The sequence below is a fragment of the Streptomyces sp. NBC_00038 genome, assembly GCF_026343635.1.
In the GTDB taxonomy this organism is placed as follows: domain Bacteria; phylum Actinomycetota; class Actinomycetes; order Streptomycetales; family Streptomycetaceae; genus Streptomyces.
The window spans coordinates 7281058-7302262 of the sequence record NZ_JAPELQ010000001.1; the positions used below are offsets into that span (position 1 = coordinate 7281058).

Annotated in this window: 21 protein-coding genes; 11 read left to right on the forward strand and 10 right to left on the reverse strand. The window is 69.8% G+C overall.

The window, feature by feature from the left end; genetic code table 11:
• The first annotated feature begins 165 nt into the window (after positions 1–165).
• The 4 genes from OG219_RS33125 (at position 166) to OG219_RS33140 (ending at position 3408) form a co-directional block, all read left to right on the forward strand.
• Positions 166–816 (forward strand): DUF6230 family protein, encoded by a 651-nt coding sequence (locus tag OG219_RS33125; protein WP_266832739.1) that lies wholly within the window; start codon positions 166–168, stop codon positions 814–816.
• A gap of 185 nt (positions 817–1001) precedes the next feature.
• Positions 1002–1580, forward strand: a complete 579-nt coding sequence (locus OG219_RS33130; RefSeq protein WP_266832741.1) for a DUF6114 domain-containing protein — start codon at positions 1002–1004, stop codon at positions 1578–1580.
• A gap of 94 nt (positions 1581–1674) precedes the next feature.
• Positions 1675–2883 carry a hypothetical protein gene (locus tag OG219_RS33135; RefSeq protein ID WP_266832743.1) on the forward strand — a complete coding sequence of 403 codons (1209 nt, stop codon included), beginning with the start codon at positions 1675–1677 and terminating at the stop codon, positions 2881–2883.
• Positions 2884–3000: 117 nt separating this feature from the next.
• Entirely contained in the window at positions 3001–3408 is a 408-nt protein-coding gene (locus tag OG219_RS33140) for a hypothetical protein (protein WP_266832745.1), read from the forward strand.
• Between the two features lie 73 nt (positions 3409–3481).
• Here the strand turns inward: OG219_RS33140 and pyk are convergent, their stop codons facing one another.
• The 3 genes from pyk to pta form a co-directional block, all read right to left on the reverse strand.
• Positions 3482–4915 carry a pyruvate kinase gene (gene pyk / locus OG219_RS33145; RefSeq protein WP_266832747.1) on the reverse strand — a complete coding sequence of 478 codons (1434 nt, stop codon included), beginning with the start codon at positions 4913–4915 and terminating at the stop codon, positions 3482–3484.
• Positions 4916–4988: 73 nt separating this feature from the next.
• Complete coding sequence (locus OG219_RS33150) at positions 4989–6224, reverse strand: acetate kinase (protein WP_266832749.1); 1236 nt, start codon at positions 6222–6224, stop codon at positions 4989–4991.
• Positions 6221–8311: a phosphate acetyltransferase gene (pta, locus tag OG219_RS33155; RefSeq protein ID WP_266832751.1), complete on the reverse strand. Its 2091-nt coding sequence runs from the start codon at positions 8309–8311 to the stop codon at positions 6221–6223. The genes OG219_RS33150 and pta overlap by 4 nt, the downstream gene beginning before the upstream one ends.
• A gap of 237 nt (positions 8312–8548) precedes the next feature.
• Here pta and OG219_RS33160 point away from each other — a divergent pair, with 237 nt between their 5' ends.
• Positions 8549–9574: an ATP-dependent 6-phosphofructokinase gene (locus tag OG219_RS33160; protein ID WP_266832753.1), complete on the forward strand. Its 1026-nt coding sequence runs from the start codon at positions 8549–8551 to the stop codon at positions 9572–9574.
• Between the two features lie 19 nt (positions 9575–9593).
• On the opposite strand, the gene OG219_RS33165 is transcribed toward OG219_RS33160, so the two are convergent.
• Positions 9594–10223 carry a helix-turn-helix transcriptional regulator gene (locus OG219_RS33165; protein WP_266836316.1) on the reverse strand — a complete coding sequence of 210 codons (630 nt, stop codon included), beginning with the start codon at positions 10221–10223 and terminating at the stop codon, positions 9594–9596.
• Positions 10224–10511: 288 nt separating this feature from the next.
• Here OG219_RS33165 and OG219_RS33170 point away from each other — a divergent pair, with 288 nt between their 5' ends.
• Both OG219_RS33170 and OG219_RS33175 read left to right on the forward strand, forming a co-directional pair.
• Positions 10512–10934 carry a PPOX class F420-dependent oxidoreductase gene (locus OG219_RS33170; protein WP_266836317.1) on the forward strand — a complete coding sequence of 141 codons (423 nt, stop codon included), beginning with the start codon at positions 10512–10514 and terminating at the stop codon, positions 10932–10934.
• Positions 10935–10964: 30 nt separating this feature from the next.
• The gene (locus tag OG219_RS33175; protein WP_266832755.1) at positions 10965–11519 is read left to right on the forward strand and encodes a DinB family protein; all 555 of its coding nucleotides are present in this window, start codon (positions 10965–10967) and stop codon (positions 11517–11519) included.
• Positions 11520–11540: 21 nt separating this feature from the next.
• Here OG219_RS33175 and OG219_RS33180 read toward each other — a convergent pair whose 3' ends face one another.
• A complete protein-coding gene (locus tag OG219_RS33180) occupies positions 11541–12554 on the reverse strand; it encodes a chitinase (RefSeq protein WP_266832757.1) in 1014 nt (337 codons plus the stop codon).
• Positions 12555–12654: 100 nt separating this feature from the next.
• On the reverse strand, positions 12655–13041 hold the full coding sequence (locus OG219_RS33185) for a hypothetical protein (protein WP_266832759.1): 387 nt from the start codon (positions 13039–13041) through the stop codon (positions 12655–12657).
• A gap of 35 nt (positions 13042–13076) precedes the next feature.
• Here OG219_RS33185 and OG219_RS33190 point away from each other — a divergent pair, with 35 nt between their 5' ends.
• From OG219_RS33190 to OG219_RS33205, 4 genes are all read left to right on the forward strand, one after another.
• A complete protein-coding gene (locus tag OG219_RS33190; protein ID WP_266832761.1) occupies positions 13077–13199 on the forward strand; it encodes a hypothetical protein in 123 nt (40 codons plus the stop codon).
• Between the two features lie 161 nt (positions 13200–13360).
• Positions 13361–15187 carry an asparagine synthase (glutamine-hydrolyzing) gene (asnB, locus tag OG219_RS33195; protein ID WP_266832763.1) on the forward strand — a complete coding sequence of 609 codons (1827 nt, stop codon included), beginning with the start codon at positions 13361–13363 and terminating at the stop codon, positions 15185–15187.
• Between the two features lie 47 nt (positions 15188–15234).
• Entirely contained in the window at positions 15235–16446 is a 1212-nt protein-coding gene (locus tag OG219_RS33200) for an MFS transporter (RefSeq protein ID WP_266832765.1), read from the forward strand.
• Between the two features lie 63 nt (positions 16447–16509).
• Entirely contained in the window at positions 16510–17823 is a 1314-nt protein-coding gene (locus tag OG219_RS33205; RefSeq protein WP_266832767.1) for a UDP-glucose/GDP-mannose dehydrogenase family protein, read from the forward strand.
• Positions 17824–17882: 59 nt separating this feature from the next.
• Here OG219_RS33205 and OG219_RS33210 read toward each other — a convergent pair whose 3' ends face one another.
• The 4 genes from OG219_RS33210 to OG219_RS33225 form a co-directional block, all read right to left on the reverse strand.
• Positions 17883–18977 (reverse strand): PQQ-binding-like beta-propeller repeat protein, encoded by a 1095-nt coding sequence (locus OG219_RS33210; RefSeq protein WP_266832769.1) that lies wholly within the window; start codon positions 18975–18977, stop codon positions 17883–17885.
• A 55-nt stretch (positions 18978–19032) separates the two neighbouring features.
• Positions 19033–19659: a toll/interleukin-1 receptor domain-containing protein gene (locus OG219_RS33215; protein WP_266832771.1), complete on the reverse strand. Its 627-nt coding sequence runs from the start codon at positions 19657–19659 to the stop codon at positions 19033–19035.
• Positions 19660–19758: 99 nt separating this feature from the next.
• A complete protein-coding gene (locus tag OG219_RS33220; protein ID WP_266832773.1) occupies positions 19759–19950 on the reverse strand; it encodes a hypothetical protein in 192 nt (63 codons plus the stop codon).
• A gap of 8 nt (positions 19951–19958) precedes the next feature.
• Positions 19959–20810, reverse strand: a complete 852-nt coding sequence (locus OG219_RS33225) for a helix-turn-helix transcriptional regulator (RefSeq protein ID WP_266832775.1) — start codon at positions 20808–20810, stop codon at positions 19959–19961.
• Positions 20811–21205: the final 395 nt, after the last annotated feature.

Below are 21205 nucleotides of genomic sequence, written 5' to 3' on the forward strand. Positions count from 1 at the left end.
TGGTTGTCGCTCGGGGGTGATCGCCAGTGATTCGGGCTCGGTTTGCGCCTGAAAGTACGGGCGCTCTCCTTCCCGAGGACGTAGCACTTCTCCCATCCCTGCCCGGCTGGGCCGCTACAACGGGGCAGTCAGGGCCAGGAGATGTACGTCCGAGAAGGAGGAAATATGGAGTCCCAGGTGCGTGGCGGGACAAGATGGAAGCGTTTCGCTGTGGTCATGGTGCCCAGCGTCGCTGCGGCCGCCGCGATCGGCGTCGGGCTTGCGCAGGGTGCGCTCGCCGCGTCCTTCAGCGTTTCCGGCCAGGAGTTCAAGGTCAGTGCCGGGCATCTTGAGGGCCAGGGCTTTGCCCAGTACGGCGGCATCGACAGCGGCTACACGTCGACCGACGGCAAGACCAAGACGGTTCGCCCCGTCGCGATCTCGTCGTTCAAGACCGCTCAGATCACGAACATGTGCCAGTCGGTCAAGACGGAGATTCCCCTCATAGGGAAGACGATCTACCTCCGTCTCGACGCCGGTCCGGACGCGAACCACAAGGTCGAAGCCGAGAACCTCTACATCGACGTCGCTCAGCTCGACGCCGACGCGACGTTCAAGAACATCGACATCGGTGTTGCGGTCAAGGACATCGACAAGACCCGGAACGCTCCCGTGAAGCAGGACGGGTCCTCCCTGCCGGGCGGCTTCGCCCAGCAGGCGGAGTCGGCCGACCTCACGAAGGTCGAGCAGACGGCGTGGGCGACCACGGCCGGCACCTTCAAGCTCAGCGGCCTGAAGATGCGCCTCGGCACGAGCGCCTCGATGGAGTGCTTCTGACGGTTTCCGTCGCAGAGGTGTACTCGGGCAGCTGAGCTGTCCGAGGGGGCGGAGGAGCCTTCGCTTCTCCGCCCCGCACACCCACCCGATGCCCCGCACCGGGTTCTTTCAGCCCATACTTTCCGGCTTCTCCACCCCAAGGCCGAGCCGGTACGTACTTCCACCGGACCCAGGGAGCTTTTTCCATGAGTGCCGAGACTCCGGTCCAGAGCGCCGGGTACTTCACCCGCGCGCGTCTGCGATTCCGTGACTGGCGGGGCAACCGGCCGTTCTGGGCCGGTCTGTTCACCCTGCTCGGCGGGGTGCCGATTGCCTACTTCCCGTACGCCACCTTCAAGCTCGGCAACATGTCGCTCGCCATGGCGACCACCGCGGGCGCCGGATCGCTGATCATCGGTGTACTGCTGGTCACGCTGGGCCTGACCATGTGGTTCCAGCAGGCCACGCGCGTCTTCGCCGGTGTCGCCGCGATCGTCCTCGGCCTGGTGTCGCTGGTGGTCTCCAACATCGGCGGCTTCATCGTCGGCTTCCTGCTCTCCCTGATCGGCGGCGCGCTGTCCGTCTCCTGGATGCCCAGCGACGCGTCGGACGATGGCGCGAAGGGCAAGCGGTCCCGTAAGCACGCTGGGGACGCGAAGGAAGCGCCCGCTCCCGCCGAGGGCGATGCCGGCGGTACGACCGACGCGGGCGCGCCGGAGTCGGACCAGCACCTGACCGAGAGCGCCACTGCCGACAACGGCAACGGGGGGTACCGTGCCGACTGACGAGGTGCCCCAGGGCGACTCCGAGGCTCAGCCCCGTGTGAGAACCGGGCCGCGCCACGCAGCCCCCAAGAAGCCGCTGTCCACCAGGTTCCACATGCCCGCAGGCAAGGCGATAGCCTTCGCGGCCATGCCGACCGCGGTCCTCATGGGGATAGGGCTCACGCCGACGCTCGCCAACGCCGACGACCAGCCGACCACCTCGAAGAGTCTGACGGCCGAGGAGTACCAGGCCTGCGTCGAGCTCCTGGACGGGGCCGAGGACGGCACTGACGCGTCCGCCACCGCGACGCCCTCCGCCTCGGCGAGCGCTTCCGAGTCCGCGGACGAGGACGAGCCCAGTCCTTCGGCCACGGCGACCTCGGGTGAGGACGACACCTCTTCGTCGGATTCAGGTTCCGACGACGAGGCCGAGCCCACACCGTCGGCGTCCGCGACCAAGACGTCCGAGAGCAGCGACAGCAGCGCCGACACGGCCACGGCGACCCCCTCGGCGTCCGAGACCAGCAGCAACCCGCTTGACCCGCTGGGCATCGGCGACGCCATCAAGGACATCCTCACGCCCGACGAGACGGCGAGCGCCACCCCCACGCCGTCCGCCAGCGCCTCGGCGAGCGCGAGCGAGGACACGTCGGGCAGCGACAGCTCCGACACCGTCAAGGACACGGCCGACAAGGTCACCGAGACGGTCGAGGACACCGTGAAGGACACCACCGACACGGCGTCCAAGGCGGCCGAGGACAGCGCGGAGGCGGCCAAGGAGACGGCGGACGAGGCCACTTCGTCGGCCAGCCCCAGCCCGTCCGCGAGCGCCACCACGGACGCCGCGGAGTGCCCGATCTCCACGGACGAAGAGGGCAACGTCGACAACCCGGTGATCCTGCCCGACGACCCCTGGATCCTCAACGCCAGTTCGCTGCTGCTCAAGGGCGCCGACTACCAGGGTGTCGTGAAGGTGAAGACCGCCAACGGCACGGTCAAGAAGGTCCTGAAGTACGTGGTCTCCGACGGCACCGACATCGGCGATCTGCACCAGACGGTGATCGACAAGCGGGCGGGCCAGACGTACCACGTCCAGGCGGGCGAGGGCACGACGTCCACCATCACTGACGGCAAGACGGTCATGTACACGGAGAGCATCTCCGGCAAGCTGTTCGGCCTGATCCCGATCACCTTCGACCCGGACAACCCGCCGCCGCTGAACATCCCGCTGATCTACTTCACCGACGTGAAGGTCGTCCAGGCCGGCCAGTTCGGCGGCACGCTGACCATCCCCGGGATGAGCACGTACCAGACCGAGGACTGAGCACCGCCCAGAGCCCATCCGGGAGCCGCACACAGGGCTGTGGCCCGGTTTTTCCGCCCAGGCGGAGGAACCGGGCCACAGTCTTGAGTGGAGCCAAGACGAGGGAGTACACAGGCGATGCCTGAGTTCGTACGCGAGGGACGGCTGTTCCGCGTGGTGAGTTTCGCCGCGTCACATCGTCAGCTCATTCTGCGCAGCGACGCAACCCAGATCGACCAGACGGAAACCCGGGTCGAGGTGTACTTCGGGCATGTGGAGCTGATGTTCCTCAAGCCCATCTACCGAAAGGGACTGCGTATCCGGCGGGCCTCCGAAGAGGAGTTCGCCACGCTGCGGGAACGTCATGACATCCCGGCGGACGACGCGTCCTGGACGTGGATGATCGATCCGGACGGCGGCAGCTTCGTCGTCTCGAGCGCTCCCGCGTGGCGGGAAGCGGCCTGCACGTTCGAGGATCCGTCCTTGTTCGACTTCTCCAGGCCGCGGCCCCCAGACTTCCCGGTGGACTGGGGCACTGTCGGCTGAGGCCCGACCGGCGCACGACTGAGGGCGCCCCCTGTCACAGGGAGCGCCCTCAGTGTCGTACAAGCACCACAGGTCAGGCCGTGCGGGCGCTCTCGCCCAAGTGGTGCACCCGGACCATGTTCGTGGTGCCCGGGACCCCGGGAGGCGAGCCCGCTGTCATCACGACGACGTCGCCGTCGTTGAAGACGTTGAGCTGCTGGAGTTGCTGGTCCACGAGGTCGACCATTTCGTCGGTGCTGTGGACGAAGGGGACGACGTGGGACTCGACGCCCCAGCTCAGGGTGAGCTGGTTGCGGGTGCCTTCGTCGGTGGTGAAGGCCAGGATCGGCTGGGAGGCGCGGTAGCGGGAGAGGCGGCGGGCGGTGTCGCCGGACTTGGTGAAGGCGACCAGGCCCTTGCCGCCGAGGAAGTCGGCGATCTCGCAGGCGGCGCGGGCGACCGAACCGCCCTGCGTGCGCGGCTTCTTGCCGGGGACCAGGGGCTGCAGGCCCTTGGAGAGGAGCTCCTCCTCGGCCGCCACGACGATCTTCGACATCGTCTTGACCGTCTCGATCGGGTACGCGCCCACGGAGGACTCGGCGGACAGCATGACCGCGTCGGCGCCGTCGAGGATCGCGTTGGCGACGTCGGACGCCTCGGCGCGCGTCGGGCGGGAGTTGGTGATCATCGACTCCATCATCTGGGTCGCGACGATCACCGGCTTGGCGTTGCGGCGGCACAGCTCCACGAGGCGCTTCTGCACCATCGGGACCTTCTCGAGCGGGTACTCGACGGCCAGGTCGCCACGGGCCACCATGACGGCGTCGAAGGCCGCGACGACGCCCTCCATGTTGTCGACCGCCTGCGGCTTCTCCACCTTGGCGATGACGGGGACCCGGCGGCCCTCCTCGTCCATCACCTTGTGGACGTCGTTCACGTCGTGGGCGTCGCGCACGAAGGACAGGGCGACCATGTCGCAGCCCATCTGCAGGGCGAAGCGCAGGTCCTCGACGTCCTTCTCGGACAGCGCGGGGACGTTCACAGCCGTGCCGGGAAGGTTGATGCCCTTGTGGTCGGAGATCACGCCGCCCTCGACGACGATCGACTTGACCCGGGGGCCCTCGACCTCGACGACCCGCAGCTCGACGTTGCCGTCGTTGATGAGGATCTGGTCGCCCTTGGAGACGTCGCCGGGCAGGCCCTTGTAGGTCGTGCCGCAGATCGACTTGTCGCCCGGAACGTCGTCGGTGGTGATGGTGAACTCGTCACCGCGCACCAGCTCGACGGGACCCTCGGCGAAGGTCTCCAGGCGGATCTTCGGGCCCTGCAGGTCGGCGAGCACACCGATGGCCTTGCCGGTCTCGGCCGAGGCGGCCCGGACACGGTCGTACCGGCCCTGGTGCTCGGCGTGAGTGCCGTGGCTGAAGTTGAAGCGGGCCACGTTCATGCCGGCCTCGATCAGCGCGACGAGCTGCTCGTGGGAGTCGACCGCGGGGCCGAGAGTACAGACGATTTTCGAACGGCGCATAGGGCGATCCTATCGGTTTGTTTCGCTACGGAATATTCCGTCTGGTGGAAGATACAAATGGGCGGGTACGTGCTCAGGCGTGGACCTCGGCGGCCCTTCCGGCGTCCGCGCCGCCCACCAGTGCGTACGTCTGTGTCGCGATCTCCAGTTCCTCGTCCGTCGGCACCACGGCGACCGCCACGCGCGCGTACTGCGGCGAGATGAGCCTGGGCCCATCCGCTCGTGCGGCGTTCAGGTCGCCGTCGACCGCCAGGCCCAGCTCCTCCAGCCCTGCGATCGCGGCCTCGCGCACCGGGGCGGCGTTCTCCCCGACTCCGGCGGTGAAGGCGATGGCGTCCACCCGGCCGAGGACCGCGTAGTAGGCGCCGATGTACTTCTTCAAGCGGTGGATGTAGATGTCGAAGGCGAGCCGGGCCTGCTCGTCACCCTCGTCGACACGACGGCGGATCTCGCGCATGTCGTTGTCGCCGCACAGGCCGATCAGGCCGCTCTTCTTGTTCAGCAAAGTGTCGATCTCGTCGGTGGACAACCCCCCAACGCGCATCAAATGGAAGATGACCGCCGGATCCATGTCCCCGGACCGGGTGCCCATCACGAGCCCCTCCAAGGGCGTGAGCCCCATCGAGGTGTCCACGCACCGCCCGCCCCGTACGGCGGAGGCCGACGCCCCGTTGCCGAGGTGCAGCACGATGACGTTCACCTCCTCCGGGGCCTTGCCCAGGAGCTCGGCGGTCGCCCGGGACACGTACGCGTGCGAGGTGCCGTGGAACCCGTACCGGCGGATGCGGTACTCGTCGGCGGTCTTCACGTCGATCGCGTAGCGCGCCGCGGACTCCGGCATCGTCGTGTGGAACGCGGTGTCGAAGACGGCGACCTGGGGGAGGTCGGGGCGCAGTGCCATGGCGGTGCGGATGCCGGTGAGGTTCGCCGGGTTGTGCAGCGGGGCCACCGGGATCAGCCGCTCGATCTCGGCGAGTACGGCCTCGTCGACGACCGTCGGATCGGTGAAGGTCTTGCCGCCGTGTACGACCCGGTGGCCGATCGCGGCCAGCTCGGGGGAGTCGAGGCCGAGCCCGTCCTTGGCGAGTTCCGCGGCGACGGCCTTGAGGGCGACCTCGTGGTCGGCGATGGGGGCGGTCCGCTCGCGGGTCTCCCCGCCGAGCAGCGGGGTGTGCTTGAGCCGGGAGGTCTCCTCGCCGATGCGCTCGACCAGGCCCACGGCCAGCCGGCTGCTGTCGCGCATGTCGAGCAGCTGGTACTTGACCGACGAGGAGCCGGAGTTGAGGACGAGGACGCGGGTGGCGCTCACTGGGCGGTTGCCTTCTCGCTGGGGGTCTGGGCCTGGATCGCCGTGATGGCGACGGTGTTCACGATGTCCTGGACGAGCGCGCCGCGGGACAGGTCGTTGACGGGCTTGCGCAGGCCCTGGAGGACCGGGCCGACGGCGATCGCGCCGGCCGAGCGCTGTACGGCCTTGTAGGTGTTGTTGCCGGTGTTGAGGTCCGGGAAGATCAGCACCGACGCCTGCCCGGCGACGTCCGAGTCCGGCATCTTGGTGGCCGCGACGGACGGCTCGACGGCCGCGTCGTACTGGATCGGCCCCTCGATCCGCAGATCGCCCCGGCGCAGTCGCACCAGCTCGGTCGCCTCGCGCACCTTGTCGACGTCGGCGCCCGAACCGGACGTACCCGTCGAGTACGACAGCATCGCGATCCGCGGCTCGACGCCGAACTGCTGGGCGGTGGCGGCCGACTGGATGGCGATGTCGCAGAGCTGCTCGGCGTTCGGGTCCGGGTTGACCGCGCAGTCGCCGTAGACGAGGACCTTGTCGGCGAGGCACATGAAGAAGACGGACGAGACGATCTTCGTGTCCGGCTTTGTCTTGATGATCTCGAAGGCGGGCCGGATGGTGGCGGCGGTGGAGTGCACGGAGCCCGAGACCATGCCGTCGGCGAGGCCCTCCTGCACCATCAGCGTGCCGAAGTAGTTCACGTCGGCGACGACGTCGTACGCCAGCTCGATGCTCACGCCGCGGTGGGCGCGCAGCTCGGCGTACTTCTCGGCGAACCGGTCGCGCAGTTCGGAGGTCGCGGGGTCGATGAGCTGGGTGGCGCCCAAGTCGATGCCGAGGTCGGCGGCCTTCTTGCGGATCTGGTCGACGGGGCCGAGCAGTGTCAGGTCGCAGACGCCCCGGCGCAGCAGCACCTCGGCGGCGTGCAGCACGCGTTCCTCGGTGCCTTCGGGCAGCACGACGCGGCGCTTGTCGGAGCGGGCCTGCTCCAGGAGCTTGTGCTCGAACATCATCGGCGTGAGGCGGTCGCTGCTCGGCGCGGAGACGCGCTTGAGGAGGTCCGTGGTGTCCACGTACCGCTCGAAGAGACCGAGCGCCGTCTCCGCCTTCCTCGGGGTGGCGGCGTTCAACTTCCCTTCCAGGCCGAAGAGTTCGGTGGCGGTGGGGAAGGAGTTCCCGGCCACCGAGACGACCGGGGTGCCGGGGGCGAGGCGGGCCGCGAGGGTGAGGATCTCGTTGGTGGGCCGCTCGTTCAGGGTGAGCAGTACGCCGGCGATGGGCGGGGTGCCCGCGCTGTGCGCGGCGAGCGAGCCGACGACCAGGTCGGCGCGGTCGCCGGGGGTGACGACCAGGCAGCCGGGGGTCAGGGCGTTGAGGAAGTTCGGCAGCATCGCACCGCCGAAGACGAAGTCGAGCGCGTCACGGGCGAGGCCCGATTCGTCGCCGAGGAGCACGGTGCCGCCGAGGGCCTGGGTGATCTGCGCGACGGTCGGCGCGGAGAGCGCGGGCTCGTCCGGGAGCACGTAACAGGGCACCGGGAGACGGCTGTCGAGCCGCTCGTGTATCCCGGCGCGGTCGGCCGGCGCGACCCGGTTCACGATCATCGCGAGGACGTCGCAGCCGAGTCCGTCGTACGCGCGGTAGGCGTTGCGGGTCTCGGCGCGCACGGACTCGGAGGTCTGGCCGCGGCCGCCGATGACCGGGATGACGGACGCGCCGAACTCGTTCGCCAGCCGGGCGTTGAGCGCCAGCTCGTCGGGGAACTGCGTGTCGGCGAAGTCGGTGCCGAGGACGAGGACGACGTCGTAGTCACGGGCGACGAGATGAAAACGGTCGACCAGGGTGGACACCAGCTCGTCCGCCCCCTGCTCGGCCTGGAGCGCGGACGCCTCGTGGTAGTCCATGCCGTAGACCGTCGCGGGGTCCTGGGCGAGGCGGTAGCGGGCGCGCAGCAGCTCGAAGAGCCGGTCGGGACCGTCGTGCACGAGTGGACGGAACACCCCCACCCGGTCGACCTGGCGGGTCAGGAGCTCCATGACCCCCAGCTCGACGACCTGACGGCCGTCGCCGCGGTCGATCCCGGTCACGTACACGCTGCGCGTCACGCGCGTTCTCCATCCGTTTTTTGGGGGGGCGAGTTTTTGGGGGTCAGCCGTTTTCGGGGCTCAAGAAAATGGCCCGCCAACGTGAGCAGAACCCTCTTGACAATACCTCTGCGGGTAGCTAGGGCGCCCGCCAGGGAGAACGTCCTGCCCGGGGGTGCGGAAGCGACGATGCCCTCCGTGCCGTGAAACAATCGGACCGGCTCACACGTACCGGCAGCGAGCAGGAGAAACAGCACGATGCGCATCGGAATTCTCACCGCAGGCGGCGACTGTCCTGGCCTGAACGCAGTGATCCGGTCGGTCGTGCACCGAGCGGTCACCAATTTCGGGGACGAGGTCGTCGGCTTCGAGGACGGCTACGCCGGCCTGCTCGAAGGCCACTACCGCAACCTCGACCTCGACGCGGTCAGCGGCATCCTGGCCCGCGGCGGCACCATCCTCGGCTCCTCCCGCCTGCAGCGAGACCGGCTCCGCGAGGCCTGTGAGAACGCTCAGGACATGGCGCGCGAGTTCGGCATCGACGCGCTCATCCCCATCGGCGGCGAGGGCACGCTGACGGCCGCCCGGATGCTGTCGGACGCGGGTCTCCCGGTCGTAGGCGTCCCGAAGACGATCGACAACGACATCTCGGCCACGGACCGGACCTTCGGCTTCGACACGGCGGTGGGTGTCGCCACCGAGGCCATGGACCGGCTCAAGACCACCGCCGAGTCCCACCAGCGCGTGATGGTCGTCGAGGTCATGGGCCGCCACGCCGGGTGGATCGCCCTGGAGTCCGGCATGGCCGCCGGCGCCCACGGCATCTGCCTGCCCGAGCGGCCCTTCGACCCGTCCCACCTGGTGTCGATGGTGGAGGAGCGCTTCGCGCGCGGCAAGAAGTTCGCCGTCATCTGCGTCGCCGAGGGCGCCCACCCCGTCGAGGGCACCATGGACTACGGCCACGGCGCGATCGACCAGTTCGGCCACGAGCGCTTCCAGGGCATCGGCACGGCCCTCGCGTACGAGCTGGAGCGGCGCCTCGGCAAGGAGGCCAAGCCGGTCATCCTCGGCCACATTCAGCGCGGCGGCACACCGACCGCGTACGACCGGGTGCTCGCCACCCGCTTCGGCTGGCACGCCGTCGAGGCCGCCCACCGCGGCGACTTCGGCCGGATGACGGCGCTGCGCGGCACGGACATCGAGATGGTGCCGCTGGCGGACGCGACCACCGAGCTGAAGACGGTGCCGAAGGACCGGATGGACGAGGCGGAGTCGGTGTTCTAACCGGCGTCCGGTTCGCCGCTCAGGACGTACTCCTCTGGACCATCGACCAGAAGTTGCCGACGATCTGGTCCAGGAAGTCCCGGCCCGATTCGCCGGCGTCGGTGGCGGCCGACCCGCCGGCCCAGCTCAGTGAAGCGACCATCTGCCCCTGGTACTCGGTGTGCATCTCCTCCAGGACGCCCTCCAGGAGACGCCGGTCCAGGGGCACCATCTTGCCGACCGGGCGCACATACGCCTGCCAGCGCGTCGTCATCGCGCTGCGCAGCAGCTCCGCGAGCTTGTCGTCGCGCCCCGTCACGGTGATGAAGTCGGGCAGCGAGAGTTCGAGTACCTCGGCGAGCGTGGCCGACTGCCGCTCGTTGCCGCGCCACTCGCCGGACTCCTCCATCCGCTGGTACGCGAGGAGTTCGAGCCCGACGGCACGCGCGAGGTCCTCGGTGGCGAGGCCGCGTGCGACACGGTGTTCGCGCAAGGTCCGTGGCGCGCCGATGAGTTCACCCTGCGAGCACCACAACACGCCCGCGAGCGCGGTGAGTTCGGGCGCGCTCGGCTCGGCAACCCCGCGCTCCCAGGCCGCGACCAGGTCCGGAGTGACGTAGGGAAGTCCGTACGAGGCTCTCATCCCGTACGCGACATGCTCGGGCCCCATTCCGAGCGCTGCCCGCAGTCTGCGGGCAGCCGGGGCGTTGAAGGGCGGGGTGGGCTGGTGGGCCTGCGGTCGGTGCACGCGGCCAAGCTATGGGCGCGGGGCTGCGGTGACTACGGTCTGTTCAGCCACAATCACAGATTGTAGGAACATACGGTTTCGGACGTCGGGCCGTGGTGGCCGAAGATCACCTGGTGACACGTGGCCGGGGGCGGTCAGTATGGCGCCGGGCGGCTCGTGCGGGCGGTCCGGAAAGGCGGCGAAAACGTGAATGGCAAGGTAGACGGGCATATGCGTGAGCGGTTGCTCGCCCCCAACTTCTGGCATCTGGCGACGGTGGGACCCGACGGTGCGCCTCAGGTGTCGCCCATGTGGGCCGACATGGAAGGCGACTACGTCATGGTCAACACCTCCATGGGGCGCGTGAAGGAGGAAAACCTCCGGCGCAATCCGAACGTGTCCCTGTCCCACCACGACCCCGACAACCCGTACGACCGCGCCGAGATCCGGGGGCGCGTCGTCCGCTTCGTGGAGGGCGAGGAGGCGGAACGGTCCATGGACCGGCTGGCGAAGAAGTACATCGGCGAGGACCGCTACCCGTGGCTCATGCCCGGGGAGCGGCGGGTGATGCTGCTGATCGAGGTGGTGCGGGTGCGGCAGCTGGTGGGGGTGGAGCCGTTCAGGGCGGGGGTGCTGCCGGAGGCGTCTTCCTAGGTGTCAGTGCCCGCCAGTAGCCTGCCTGCCATGAGTGAGAGCAACGAGACGATTCTTTGGGAGCCTCCCGTCGCGGGCGACGAGGTCGACACGCTGCTGGGCTCCATGGAGCGCCAGCGCAGGACTTTCGCGTGGAAGTGCGGCGGGCTGGACGCGGCAGGTCTGAGTGCGACGGTCGGCGCCTCGACGATGACCCTGGGCGGGCTGCTCAAGCACCTCGCCTTGGTGGAGGACGACTACTTCTCCGGGCGGCTGTTCGGACGGAAGCCGGGGTCCCCCTGGGACACGGCGGACTGGGACGCCACCCCCGACTGGGAGTGGCGCTCCGCCGCCGAGGACACCCCCGAGCAGCTCTACGCGCTCTGGGAGGACACCGTGGCCCGCTCCCGCGCCCTGACCGCGGAAGCGCTGGCCGACGGTGGCCTGGACCGGCTCGCCCTGCGTACCTCGCGCGACGGCAGCGCCCCCAGCCTGCGGCGCATCCTGATCGACATGATCGAGGAGTACGCGCGGCACACCGGCCACGCCGACATGATCCGGGAGTCGGTGGACGGGCTGGTGGGGGAGGATGCGCCGCGCCCGTAGGTCCTACGGGGGGTCAGCCGCTCAACCGGTGTAGCCCGCCAGGGTTTTGGTGAAGGCGTACGTGGTCTGGTCGATGCCGCTGCATGTGTCCGACGCCGTCGCCTCGGCGCCGTCGGCGCAGGCGCGGTCGCGGTTCACGGACCAGACGGAGACGCGTGCGAGGTGGCGCGTCTTCGCGTACGTCACCATCGCCTTGAAGTCGGAGAGGGTGACCGTCTCGCCGTCGGAGTCGGTCACGCCGTTCATGGTGGAGAAGCCGACGCGTCGGTAGGCGGCGGCCGAGGAGATCCCGTACGCGTCGGCGACCACGTCCTTGAGGCCCTTCACGGCGGACTTCGTGGCCGTGACCATGTCCGAGGTGCCGTCGTCGAAGTCGAAGGGCATGACGGCCCAGCCGTCGATGTTCAGCTTCTGGGCGGCGGCGTGCTCGACCATGGCGACACCGGCCGCGCCCGGCCCGGCGGGACCGGTGCCGAAGGTGACGTACACCTTGAGGCCGGGGTACTTCTTCTTGACGGTCTTGAGGGCGGCGACGACCCGCTTGCGCGCGGTTGCGCTCTCGTACTCCGTCGACTCGATGTCGATGTCGATCGAGTTCAGGTCGTACGCGTCGACGACCTTCTGATAGGCGGCCGCGAGCTTCGCGACGGTCGTGCACTTCTCGCCGAGCTTGGCGCCGCTCCAGCCGCCGAACGAGACGGTGACGTCGCCGCCGGCCTTGCGGATGGACTTGATCGCGGCGGCGTCGGTCCCCCCGGTGAGTGCGCGTTCCCCGTCCCACTTCGGGTTGCAGGTGCCGTCGGAGAGCATGAAGGCGAGGGTGAACTGGGTGGTGCCGGTGGCCGACATGACCTTGGCGGGGGAGGGCGGGTTGCCCCAACCGAGGTAGAGGTAGGGGGCGTTGAGGCCGCTGGGGATCGCTGTGGCGGTGGTCGCGGTCGTGGTCGCCGCTTCGCCGTCGGGGGTTGCGGTGTACCAGAGGGTGGCTGCGGTGAGGGTGGTGGCGGTCATGGCGACGAGGGGTCTGTGGCTCATGCGTGTAAGCGTCAGTTAAGCGGCATGGTCACACCAAGGTGTGGATCATGAGTTCCTTCTCAGGTGGGTGAGAAGTGGGTGAGGGGTTCGGGGGCGTCCGCTATGCGTGGACCGGGATGTCGGCGGTGAAGAAGTCGACCATCTCGCGGTGCCCCGGGTGCGGGGCGTCGGTGTCGGAGAACCAGTCGCCGGGGCCGCGGCTCTCCTCCCAGGAGAGGTGGTGTGCCGCGATCGCGTTGACGAAGTCGCGGGCCAGCTGGCCGGCCTCGAAGAGGTCCTGGTCGGGGGACTGGGAACTGGCTCCCACGATCACGCCGCGTACCTCGGCGGAGTGCCCGTAGCGGAACCCTCCACTGCCGCACAGGTGGGGATCGACGAGGACGGCCTCGCCGTAGTTCCTGCCGAGCCTTCGGTGGCCTGCCGCTTTGGCGGCGGCGTTGGGCAGGAACCGGTGGCCGTCCGGGCCGATGGTGACGGCGGCCAGCACCGCGTGGTCGGCCGGTACCCAGGGACCGGTGGACGATGTCCACGGAACTGATCGAAACCGAACTCGGCCCCCGGGGATCCGCCCCGCTCCGGGAGAGCATGCGGGCGCTCGCCCAGTGGTACGCCTGCGACATCCACGGCGACTACAGCGTCGGGTAGCCGCTTCACGGAAGCGGTCCGCGACCGCGACCGCGTACTCCGGTTCCACCGTTTCACCTGTGGAAACGGCTTCTCATCCGTACGCTCGTGATGCCCGGCCCCGGCCGATCGCGCAGCTGTACGTGGCCCCTGGTCCTCTCCAACGTCTTCTGGAGTACGTCATGTCCGGTATAGCTGGCTGGGTCGATTTCTCGCGCGATGTGGCGAGGGAGAGGGACGTCGTACAGGCCATGACGGCCACGCTCGTCCGGCGAGGTCCCGACGGTGCGGGACTGTGGTGCGCGGAGCACGCGGGTCTCGGGCACCGGAGATCGGGCGACGGCGAGCGGCTGCCCCGGGCCTTCGACGACGGCTCGGGCCCGCGCGTGGTGACGTACGGCGGGCATCTCCACAACGTCGAGGAGCTGCGCGGACTGCTCCGGTCGGCCGGCCACGACCTCGGCGAGGGCACCGAGGCCGACGTGGTCCTCCACGCCTACCTGGAGTGGGGGCCGGACTTCGTCGCCCGGCTCCAGGGGACGTACGCGATAGCTCTCTGGGACGCGCGCAGGCAGGAACTCCTCCTGGTCCGCGACCGGATGGGCGTCAAGCCGCTGTTCTACGCGCCGACCCCGGCCGGCGTGCTGTTCGGCTCCGAGCCGAAGGCGGTCCTCGCGCATCCCGGCTTCCGTGCCGCGGTGGACGCCGACGGGCTGCGCGACATCCTGTCGGTCGCCAGGGTGCCGGGTCACGCCGTCTTCCGCGGCCTGCGGGAAGTCCTTCCGGGCGGCCTGGTGCGCGTCACCCGGTCAGGCCTGACCGAGACCCGCTACTGGCAGCTGCGCGTCGCGGAACACTCCGACGACCTTGAGCAGACCATTGCCACCGTACGGGAGTTGCTGGAAGCCTCCGTCGTTCAGCACCTCGGGAGCGAGGAGCTGCCGTGCTCGCTCCTGTCCGGCGGTCTCGACTCCAGCTCCCTCACCGCGCTCGCCGCGTCGGCCGCCCGTGACCAGGGACGCGAACCCCTGCGCTCACTCGCGGTGAACGACCACGACCCGACCGCGGCCGCCGGCGCGCAGGGCAACGAGGACCACGTCTACGCAAGGCTGATGGCCGACCACGCGGGCACCCGGCACAGCGAGGTGTCCCTGCTCGGCCTGGACCTGCTCGATCCGGAGCTGCGGGCGTCGGTGCTCGCCGCCTACGACGTGCCCCTCAACAAGGGCGACCAGTACGCCTCTCTGCGCCTGCTGTTCGGCGCCGCGCGGGAACACGCGGCCGTGGCCCTCTCCGGCGAGGTCGGGGACGACGTCTTCGGCGGCTACAACTGGAACCGGCTCCCTCAGTGGGTGTCCTCCGACACCTTCCCCTGGGTCGACGAGGGCCGGCCCCGCTTCCGCGGCAACGACGCCGTCTTCGACCCCGAACTGCTCGGCGAACTCGACCTGGCTTCGTACGAGCGGGACTGCCACAGTTCGGCCGTCGCGGAGATCTCGGCCGGCGACCATATCGACGACCCGGACGAGGCGCGGTACCGGGAGGTCGCCCACCTGGCGCACACCCGTCACACGCGGGTGCTGTTCGACCGCCTCGACCGGCTGGGCATGGCCGCGGGCCTCGACATCAGGGTTCCGTTCGCCGACCCGCGGCTTGTCGAGTACGCCTTCAACATCCCCTGGGCGATGAAGAGTTTCGACGGCAGGGAGAAGAGCCTGCTGCGCGCCGCCATGAAGGGCCTGCTGCCCGAGGCCGTCTCGATGCGGGTCAAGACGCCGTACCCCAATCTCCGTTCCGGCGCCTACGACCAGGTGCTCCGGGAGCGGCTCGCGGCCGTCGTCCGCGACCCCCTCAGCCCGGCCGCGCCCCTGCTCTCCTCCGCGCTCAGGAAGGCGGTGGCCGAGCGAGGAGCGGCCGGCCTGGACGTCGGGGTGAGCAGGGCGGTGCTGGAGACAGCTCTTCAGCTGGACAGCTGGCTGCGTACCTACGGTGTGCGGCTGGACCTCTGAGCCGTACGCAGGCCCCCGGAAAGCCGACTTCACCAAGGAGATCCCGCATGGCCGTGTCCGTCGACGCGCCCTCCCGTCTCTGGACCCGCAACTTCGGCCTCTACTTCACCGCCCGCACCATGGCGGTACTGGCCGACACGATGATGCCCGTCGCGATGGCGGTCGCGATGTACGCGCTCGGGTTCTCGGTGAGCGAGGTCGGGGTCACCCTCGGTGCCTGGATGGGGGCGTTCGCCCTCTTCGTCGTGTTCGGCGGGGTGTTCGCCGACCGGTTCCATCCCCGGCCGCAGATGATCGGGGCGGACGCCCTGCGCTGCGTGATCCAGGCCTCGCTCGCCCTCTCCCTGTGGATCGGGCATCCGCCGCTGTGGTTCATCATCGGCGGATCGCTGCTCGGCGGGCTGGCGACGGCCATGTTCCAGCCGGGCCTCACCAGCCTGGTGCCGCAGGTCTCCGAGGATCCGCAGAAGGCCAACGGGGTCGTGCGGGTCAGCCAGGGGCTCGCGACGATGGCCGGCCCCGCGATCGCCGGCACGCTCGTCGCCACGGTCTCCGCGGCGTCGGTGTTCGTGGTGATCGCGATGACCTTCGCGGTCAGCGGTGTCTGTCTCGCGGCGCTGCGGCTGCCGCCGTTCAAGGCCGACCGCACCGAGTCCACGCTGGAGAACCTGCGCACGGGATGGGACGAGTTCCGGTCCCGGTCCTGGCTCTGGTCGGTGATCCTCATCTGGTGGGTGCTCGGCGTGTTCGTCTGGGGGCCCATCACACCGGTCGGCGCCGCTTCCATCATCGAGGCGCACGGCAAGGCGGCGTTCGGCTACGCGGAGAGCGCATTCGGCGCGGGGTGCGTGGTCGGCGGGCTGCTCGCCATCCGGGTGCGTCCGGCGCGTCCGCTGTTCGCCGGCGGGATCGCCATGTGCCTGTTCCCGCTGATGCCGCTGGCGGCGGCTCTGGTGCCGTCCGTGCCGGTGCTCATGCTCGGATACGCGGTGAGTGGGATCGGCTGGGCGTTCTGGGGTGTCCAGTGGGCGACCTCGGTGCAGACCCAGATCCCGCAGGACAAGCTCAACCGGGTGGCCGCCTACGAGATCGCCGGTTCCATCCTCGCCGTGCCGTTCGGCCAGGCGTTCGCCGGGCCGGCGAGCTCCCTCGTCGGCGTGCGTGAACTGCTGCTGGCCGGCGCCGTCGTCAGCCTCGGCTGCGCCTTCGCACTGCTCGTCGTCCGCCCCGTACGCAGCCTGCCTCGCACCCGGCTCTGAGGTACCCGTCCCACCTGAACGACCTCCACCAAGACGGCCTCCACACACCACAGGAGTGCGCCCATGCGGTACCGCATGACCGTGATCGGCAGCGGCTATCTCGGCATCACCCACGCCGCCTGCATGGCCGAGATCGGCCACCAGGTCATCGGCCTGGACATCGACGAGGACCGGGTCCGTCGGCTCAACAGCGGCGAACTGCCCATCCACGAGCAGGGGTTGGAGGAACTCCTCCGCCGGGGACTGGCCTCCGGGAACCTGCGCTTCACCACCTCCTACCAGGAGGCGGCCGAGTTCGGCGACATCCACTTCCTGTGCCTGGGAACCCCGCAGCGGAAGGGCGGATACGCGGCCGACGTCTCGCAACTCGACGCGGCCGTCGACTCCTTGGCGCCGGGGCTGAACAGGCCGTGCCTCGTCGTCGGCAAGTCCACCGTGCCGGTCGGTACGGCGGAGCGGCTGGCCGCCCGCCTGAGGGCGCTCGCCCCCGCGGGCGTGGACGTCGATTTGGCGTGGAACCCGGAGTTCCTGCGCGAGGGGTTCGCCGTCAAGGACACCCTCCACCCGGACCGCGTCGTCCTCGGCGTCGCCACTGAGCGGGCCGAGACGGTGCTCCGCGAGGTGTACGAGCCACTCGGCGCGGTGCCCGTCCTGGTGACCGACTTTCCCACCGCGGAGCTGGTGAAGTCCGCCGCGAACTCGTTCCTGGCCACGAAGATCTCGTACATCAACGCCATGGCCGAGGTGTGCGAGGCCGCCGGCGCCGATGTCGTGCGGCTGGCCGAGGCGCTGTCCTACGACGACCGCATCGGCGGGCGCTTCCTCAACGCGGGGCTCGGGTTCGGCGGCGGCTGCCTGCCCAAGGACATCCGCGCCTTCATGGCCCGGGCCGACGAACTCGGTGCGGGCCAAGCCCTGACGTTCCTGCGCGAGGTCGACGCCATCAACACGCGGCGCCGCGCCCGGACGGTGGATCTCGCCCGCGAGCTCGTGGGCGGTTCGCTCACCGGCCGCACCGTGACGGTACTCGGCGCCGCGTTCAAGCCGGACTCCGACGACATCAGGGACTCGCCCGCCCTGGACGTGGCCGTGGCCGTCGAACAGGAAGGCGCCCGGGTCTCCGTCTACGACCCGGCGGCCCTGGACAACGCCCGCAAAGCCCGCCCCTCACTCGGCTACGCCACCTCGGCCGCCGAAGCGGCGCGTGGAGCGGACGTCGTACTACTGCTCACCGAGTGGCAGGAGTTCGTCGACCTCTCACCGGAGGAGCTGGGGGAGGCGGTGGCGGTGCGCAATGTCGTCGACGGCCGCAATGTGCTCGACCCCGCCGCTTGGCGGGCGGCGGGGTGGCGGTACCGGGCGTTGGGGCGCCGCTGAGGACGGGGGCTCCCGGCACCGGAGGGGCCAGGTCGTTGGCGGTATCCATGACTCCAGGGCTACGGTCCGTTCGGGTCCGGGCTCGCCTCTATCGCGTACAGGTATCCGTCCCCGCTGCCGACGTAGAGCACGCCGTCGGCCACGACCGGGGACTTCACCGGCCCGCCCGTCTTCACCTTCCACCGCACACGGCCGTTCTCCGCGCTGATGGCCCACAGGTGGCCGTCGTCGCTGCCGAAGTACACGGTGCCGTCCGCCACCACGGGGGAGGAGTCGACGGGGCCGTCCGTGGTGACGTGCCACCGGATGGCGCCGGTGGTGGCGTTCAGCGCCCACAGCCGATGGTCCTGGCAGCCGACGTACAGGGTGTTGCCGGAGATCGCGGGCGTGGTCCGGACGCTGCCGACGGATTGGAGCAACGTGCGCCAGCGGAATGCGCCGGTGGCGGCGTCCAGCGCCCGCACGTGCGGGCCCAGCCCGTCCCCCACGTACAGGGTGCCGTCGTGCAGCAGCGGCGTGGCAGGGGACTGGCTGTAGACGGTCTCTTTCCAGCGGACCTTGCCCGTGGCCGCGTCGAACGCCCAGACGGTTCCGTCCTTGGCGGCCGCGTACAGGATGCCGTCGGCGAGCGCGGGCGCCGATACGGTCCCCCAGCCTTTGCCCTGGTACTTCGCCCTCCAGCGGCGGCGCCCGGTCGCCGCGTCCATGGTCCGCAGGTACCGGCCGCCGTCGACGTAGTGGAGCAGCCCGTTCGCGACGAGGGGTTGGGTGAAGGAGTACTGCCCCATCCGCCTGCGCCAGCGGGGTCGGCCGTCGGCGGCGTCGAGGGCGAGCAACGTGCCCCAGTACGGGGCATAACCTGCGGCATAGACGGTGTCACCGGCCGCGGTGGGAGAACCTGTGAGTCCGGCGTCGGCGTTGGTCCACCGGACGGATCCGTCGGCTCCGTCCACGGCCCACACGCCCCGGCCGGTGACGTAGACGGTCCCGTCGGTGACGTACGGCGCCGAGTGCACCTTGCCTCCTACGTGCACTCGCCATCGCACGGTTCCGGGTTCCACGGTTTGGGCCGGTGGGTTCGGAGTGCGGAGCTGGATGCCCTCAAGTGGGCGCCGGCTTGTCCGTCTCCGTCGGCTCGGGTTTCGCTTTGGCATGTCGCCCCCGTGTCGCGTGCTTTCGGTTCGTCAGAGGTCTTCCGGTTCAACGGAGTCAGATGTCGCAGGCGTCCTGCCAGTCGCACGCGCCGCAGATGACCAGGTACAGGGCCCGGTCGCTGATGTGCTCGACGGTCGTGTACGAGCCCAGCCGGTCACTGCTCACGCCGCACCCCGGACACGCCGCGAAAAGGCCCAGGTCGCCGAAGTCGCTGATGGCGAAGACGTGTTCGGAGATGTCGCCCCGAACGGCGGGCGCGGGCACGGTGGTTGAACCGAGGTGCACGATCATGGCCGCCGTCGCGTCCGTCATACGGTACGTGCCTCCCGCGAGCCGTACGTGACGCAGGCTGCCCAGGGAGGGCGGCAGCGGCGTGTCGTCGAGCCGGACGGGCACGAGGCGGGCCTCGCCGGTGCCGGTGAGGCCGCTCGGCAGGCCGGATTCCTCCAGGGCCTTGCCCCACGCGGTTCCGGCGGCGGCCGACCACAGGAGGACGACGGCGTCCTCCGTATCGGCGGAGGGGTCCGCCTTGCCGCGGGACGCAGGGGAGTTGTCCGGGCCCGGGCCCGGGCCCGTCGTCCACGCGTCGAGTACGAGGTCGGCCCCGACACGCCTCAGCGCGGCCGCCAGGGAGGAGGCCGGTCGCTCGTCCTGCTGCTGGTACGAAAGCCGGGTGCGCATGAGGTCATGGTGCGCCACGGGGGTGCGCCGTGGCGTGCGCTTTTCGAACACCGGACCAGTTCGCCGACGGCCGTCAGGGAGTTGCGACCCGGCGGGGGGCTAGAGGAGGTGGTCGGCCTTTCCGGCCTTGATGTCCTGGATGAGGGTGCGGAGGGCTTCTCGGGTGTCGGTGAGGTAGGTGTCTTCCTGGCCGGCGATGGCGATGTAGGCGTTGCCGGTGGGGTCGGTGCCTATGCGGAAGCAGTTGGCGCCTTCACCGCAGTAGGGGTCTTCCCAGGTGATGTCGGGCATGAGGTCTCCTAGAGGTCGTCGGCGAGGGTGCGGATGAAGTCCCGGGAGGACTTCGGGGGGAGTGCCACGGAGGCGGCGGCGTCGAGTTGGGCCCGGTACTTGCCGAGCTGCGCCTCGGTGTCGATGAACTCCGGGCCGTGCGTGCTGTCGAGCTCCACGGTGTCGAGGCGGGGAACGTCCGACTCGGCATAGACGACGGACTGCCCGGCGCCGGGGAAGCCGCCCGCCTTGAACGGGATGACGCGTACGGTCACGGTCTCGCGCTCGGACACGTGCAGCAGGTGCTCCAACTGCCGCCGCGCGACCGCCGGTCCACCGAACTCCATGCGGAGGGCGGCCTCGTGGAGGATCACGTCGAGGTCCGGGGGCTCGGGCCGGTCGAGCACCTGCTGCCGGTCGACGCGATGGTCGACACGCACGTCGACGTCGGAGACGGGCAGGGGCGGGATCACCGCTTCGAAGACGGCGCGGGCGTGTTCCTCGGTCTGGATCAGCCCCGGCAGATGCACGGTGACCGCGATCCGCAGCCGCCTGGCGTGCCACTCCAACTCGGCGATGTCCAGGAAGCCGTCGGGCAGTTGACCCCGGTACGCCTCCCACCAGCCCTTGTCGCGCCCGGCGGCCATGGCGGCCAGAGCCTCGACGAACTCCCCGTCCACGCAACCGTAGTTGCTCGCGAGCGTGCGTACGCGGTCGACGCTGATGCCGGAGCGGCCCGACTCCATGTTGGGCACGTTCGTACGGGGCACGCCCAGCAGGCCGGCGGCGTACTCGGTCTTCATCCCGGCCGCGACGCGCATCCTGCGCAACTCCGCGCCCAGCCGCCGCTGTCGCTCTGTCGGTGCACTCCTCGGCGGCATGCGCCCCCTCCCGTCCGGTTTTGTGGCGGGGCCAGTCTGCCGTTGGGGCGTGTGATCGGTCCACCGGGAAGTTCCCAGGAGAGTAGTACATGTACTCCTCTAATGCCCTACAGTCGGTGACGAGTCGCTTACGGCCCGACGTCGTTCGGAAGCGCATCGCGTGAGCCTGCCCGCGTTCTCCCTCCCTGGGAGGGGCGGGCCCGCGCCAGGGAGACAGGCCACTGGTCGAGCCGTACGCGCAGGTCAAGTCCACCGCAGCTAGAGGGAGTTCGCCATGTCCGCATCGCTGGCCGCTTCGGCCTGTCCCATCTCAGCCGACCTACGGGAGACAGCGCCACCGTCTCCGGACACGCTCGCGTACAGCTTCACGTTGCCCGCCGGGGCGGCGAGTTCGC

Bases quoted from the DNA above. Each gene is read 5' to 3' on its own strand.
- OG219_RS33125 (WP_266832739.1), top strand. From the start codon at position 166: ATGGAGTCCCAGGTGCGTGGCGGGACAAGATGGAAGCGTTTCGCTGTG.
- OG219_RS33130 (WP_266832741.1), top strand. From the start codon at position 1,002: ATGAGTGCCGAGACTCCGGTCCAGAGCGCCGGGTACTTCACCCGCGCG.
- OG219_RS33135 (WP_266832743.1), top strand. From the start codon at position 1,675: ATGCCCGCAGGCAAGGCGATAGCCTTCGCGGCCATGCCGACCGCGGTC.
- OG219_RS33140 (WP_266832745.1), top strand. From the start codon at position 3,001: ATGCCTGAGTTCGTACGCGAGGGACGGCTGTTCCGCGTGGTGAGTTTC.
- pyk (WP_266832747.1), bottom strand. From the start codon at position 4,915: ATGCGCCGTTCGAAAATCGTCTGTACTCTCGGCCCCGCGGTCGACTCC.
- OG219_RS33160 (WP_266832753.1), top strand. From the start codon at position 8,549: ATGCGCATCGGAATTCTCACCGCAGGCGGCGACTGTCCTGGCCTGAAC.
- OG219_RS33165 (WP_266836316.1), bottom strand. From the start codon at position 10,223: ATGGGGCCCGAGCATGTCGCGTACGGGATGAGAGCCTCGTACGGACTT.
- OG219_RS33170 (WP_266836317.1), top strand. From the start codon at position 10,512: ATGCGTGAGCGGTTGCTCGCCCCCAACTTCTGGCATCTGGCGACGGTG.
- OG219_RS33175 (WP_266832755.1), top strand. From the start codon at position 10,965: ATGAGTGAGAGCAACGAGACGATTCTTTGGGAGCCTCCCGTCGCGGGC.
- OG219_RS33180 (WP_266832757.1), bottom strand. From the start codon at position 12,554: ATGAGCCACAGACCCCTCGTCGCCATGACCGCCACCACCCTCACCGCA.
- OG219_RS33190 (WP_266832761.1), top strand. From the start codon at position 13,077: ATGTCCACGGAACTGATCGAAACCGAACTCGGCCCCCGGGGATCCGCC.
- asnB (WP_266832763.1), top strand. From the start codon at position 13,361: ATGTCCGGTATAGCTGGCTGGGTCGATTTCTCGCGCGATGTGGCGAGG.
- OG219_RS33200 (WP_266832765.1), top strand. From the start codon at position 15,235: ATGGCCGTGTCCGTCGACGCGCCCTCCCGTCTCTGGACCCGCAACTTC.
- OG219_RS33205 (WP_266832767.1), top strand. From the start codon at position 16,510: ATGCGGTACCGCATGACCGTGATCGGCAGCGGCTATCTCGGCATCACC.
- OG219_RS33210 (WP_266832769.1), bottom strand. From the start codon at position 18,977: ATGCCAAAGCGAAACCCGAGCCGACGGAGACGGACAAGCCGGCGCCCA.
- OG219_RS33215 (WP_266832771.1), bottom strand. From the start codon at position 19,659: ATGCGCACCCGGCTTTCGTACCAGCAGCAGGACGAGCGACCGGCCTCC.
- OG219_RS33220 (WP_266832773.1), bottom strand. From the start codon at position 19,950: ATGCCCGACATCACCTGGGAAGACCCCTACTGCGGTGAAGGCGCCAAC.
- OG219_RS33225 (WP_266832775.1), bottom strand. From the start codon at position 20,810: ATGCCGCCGAGGAGTGCACCGACAGAGCGACAGCGGCGGCTGGGCGCG.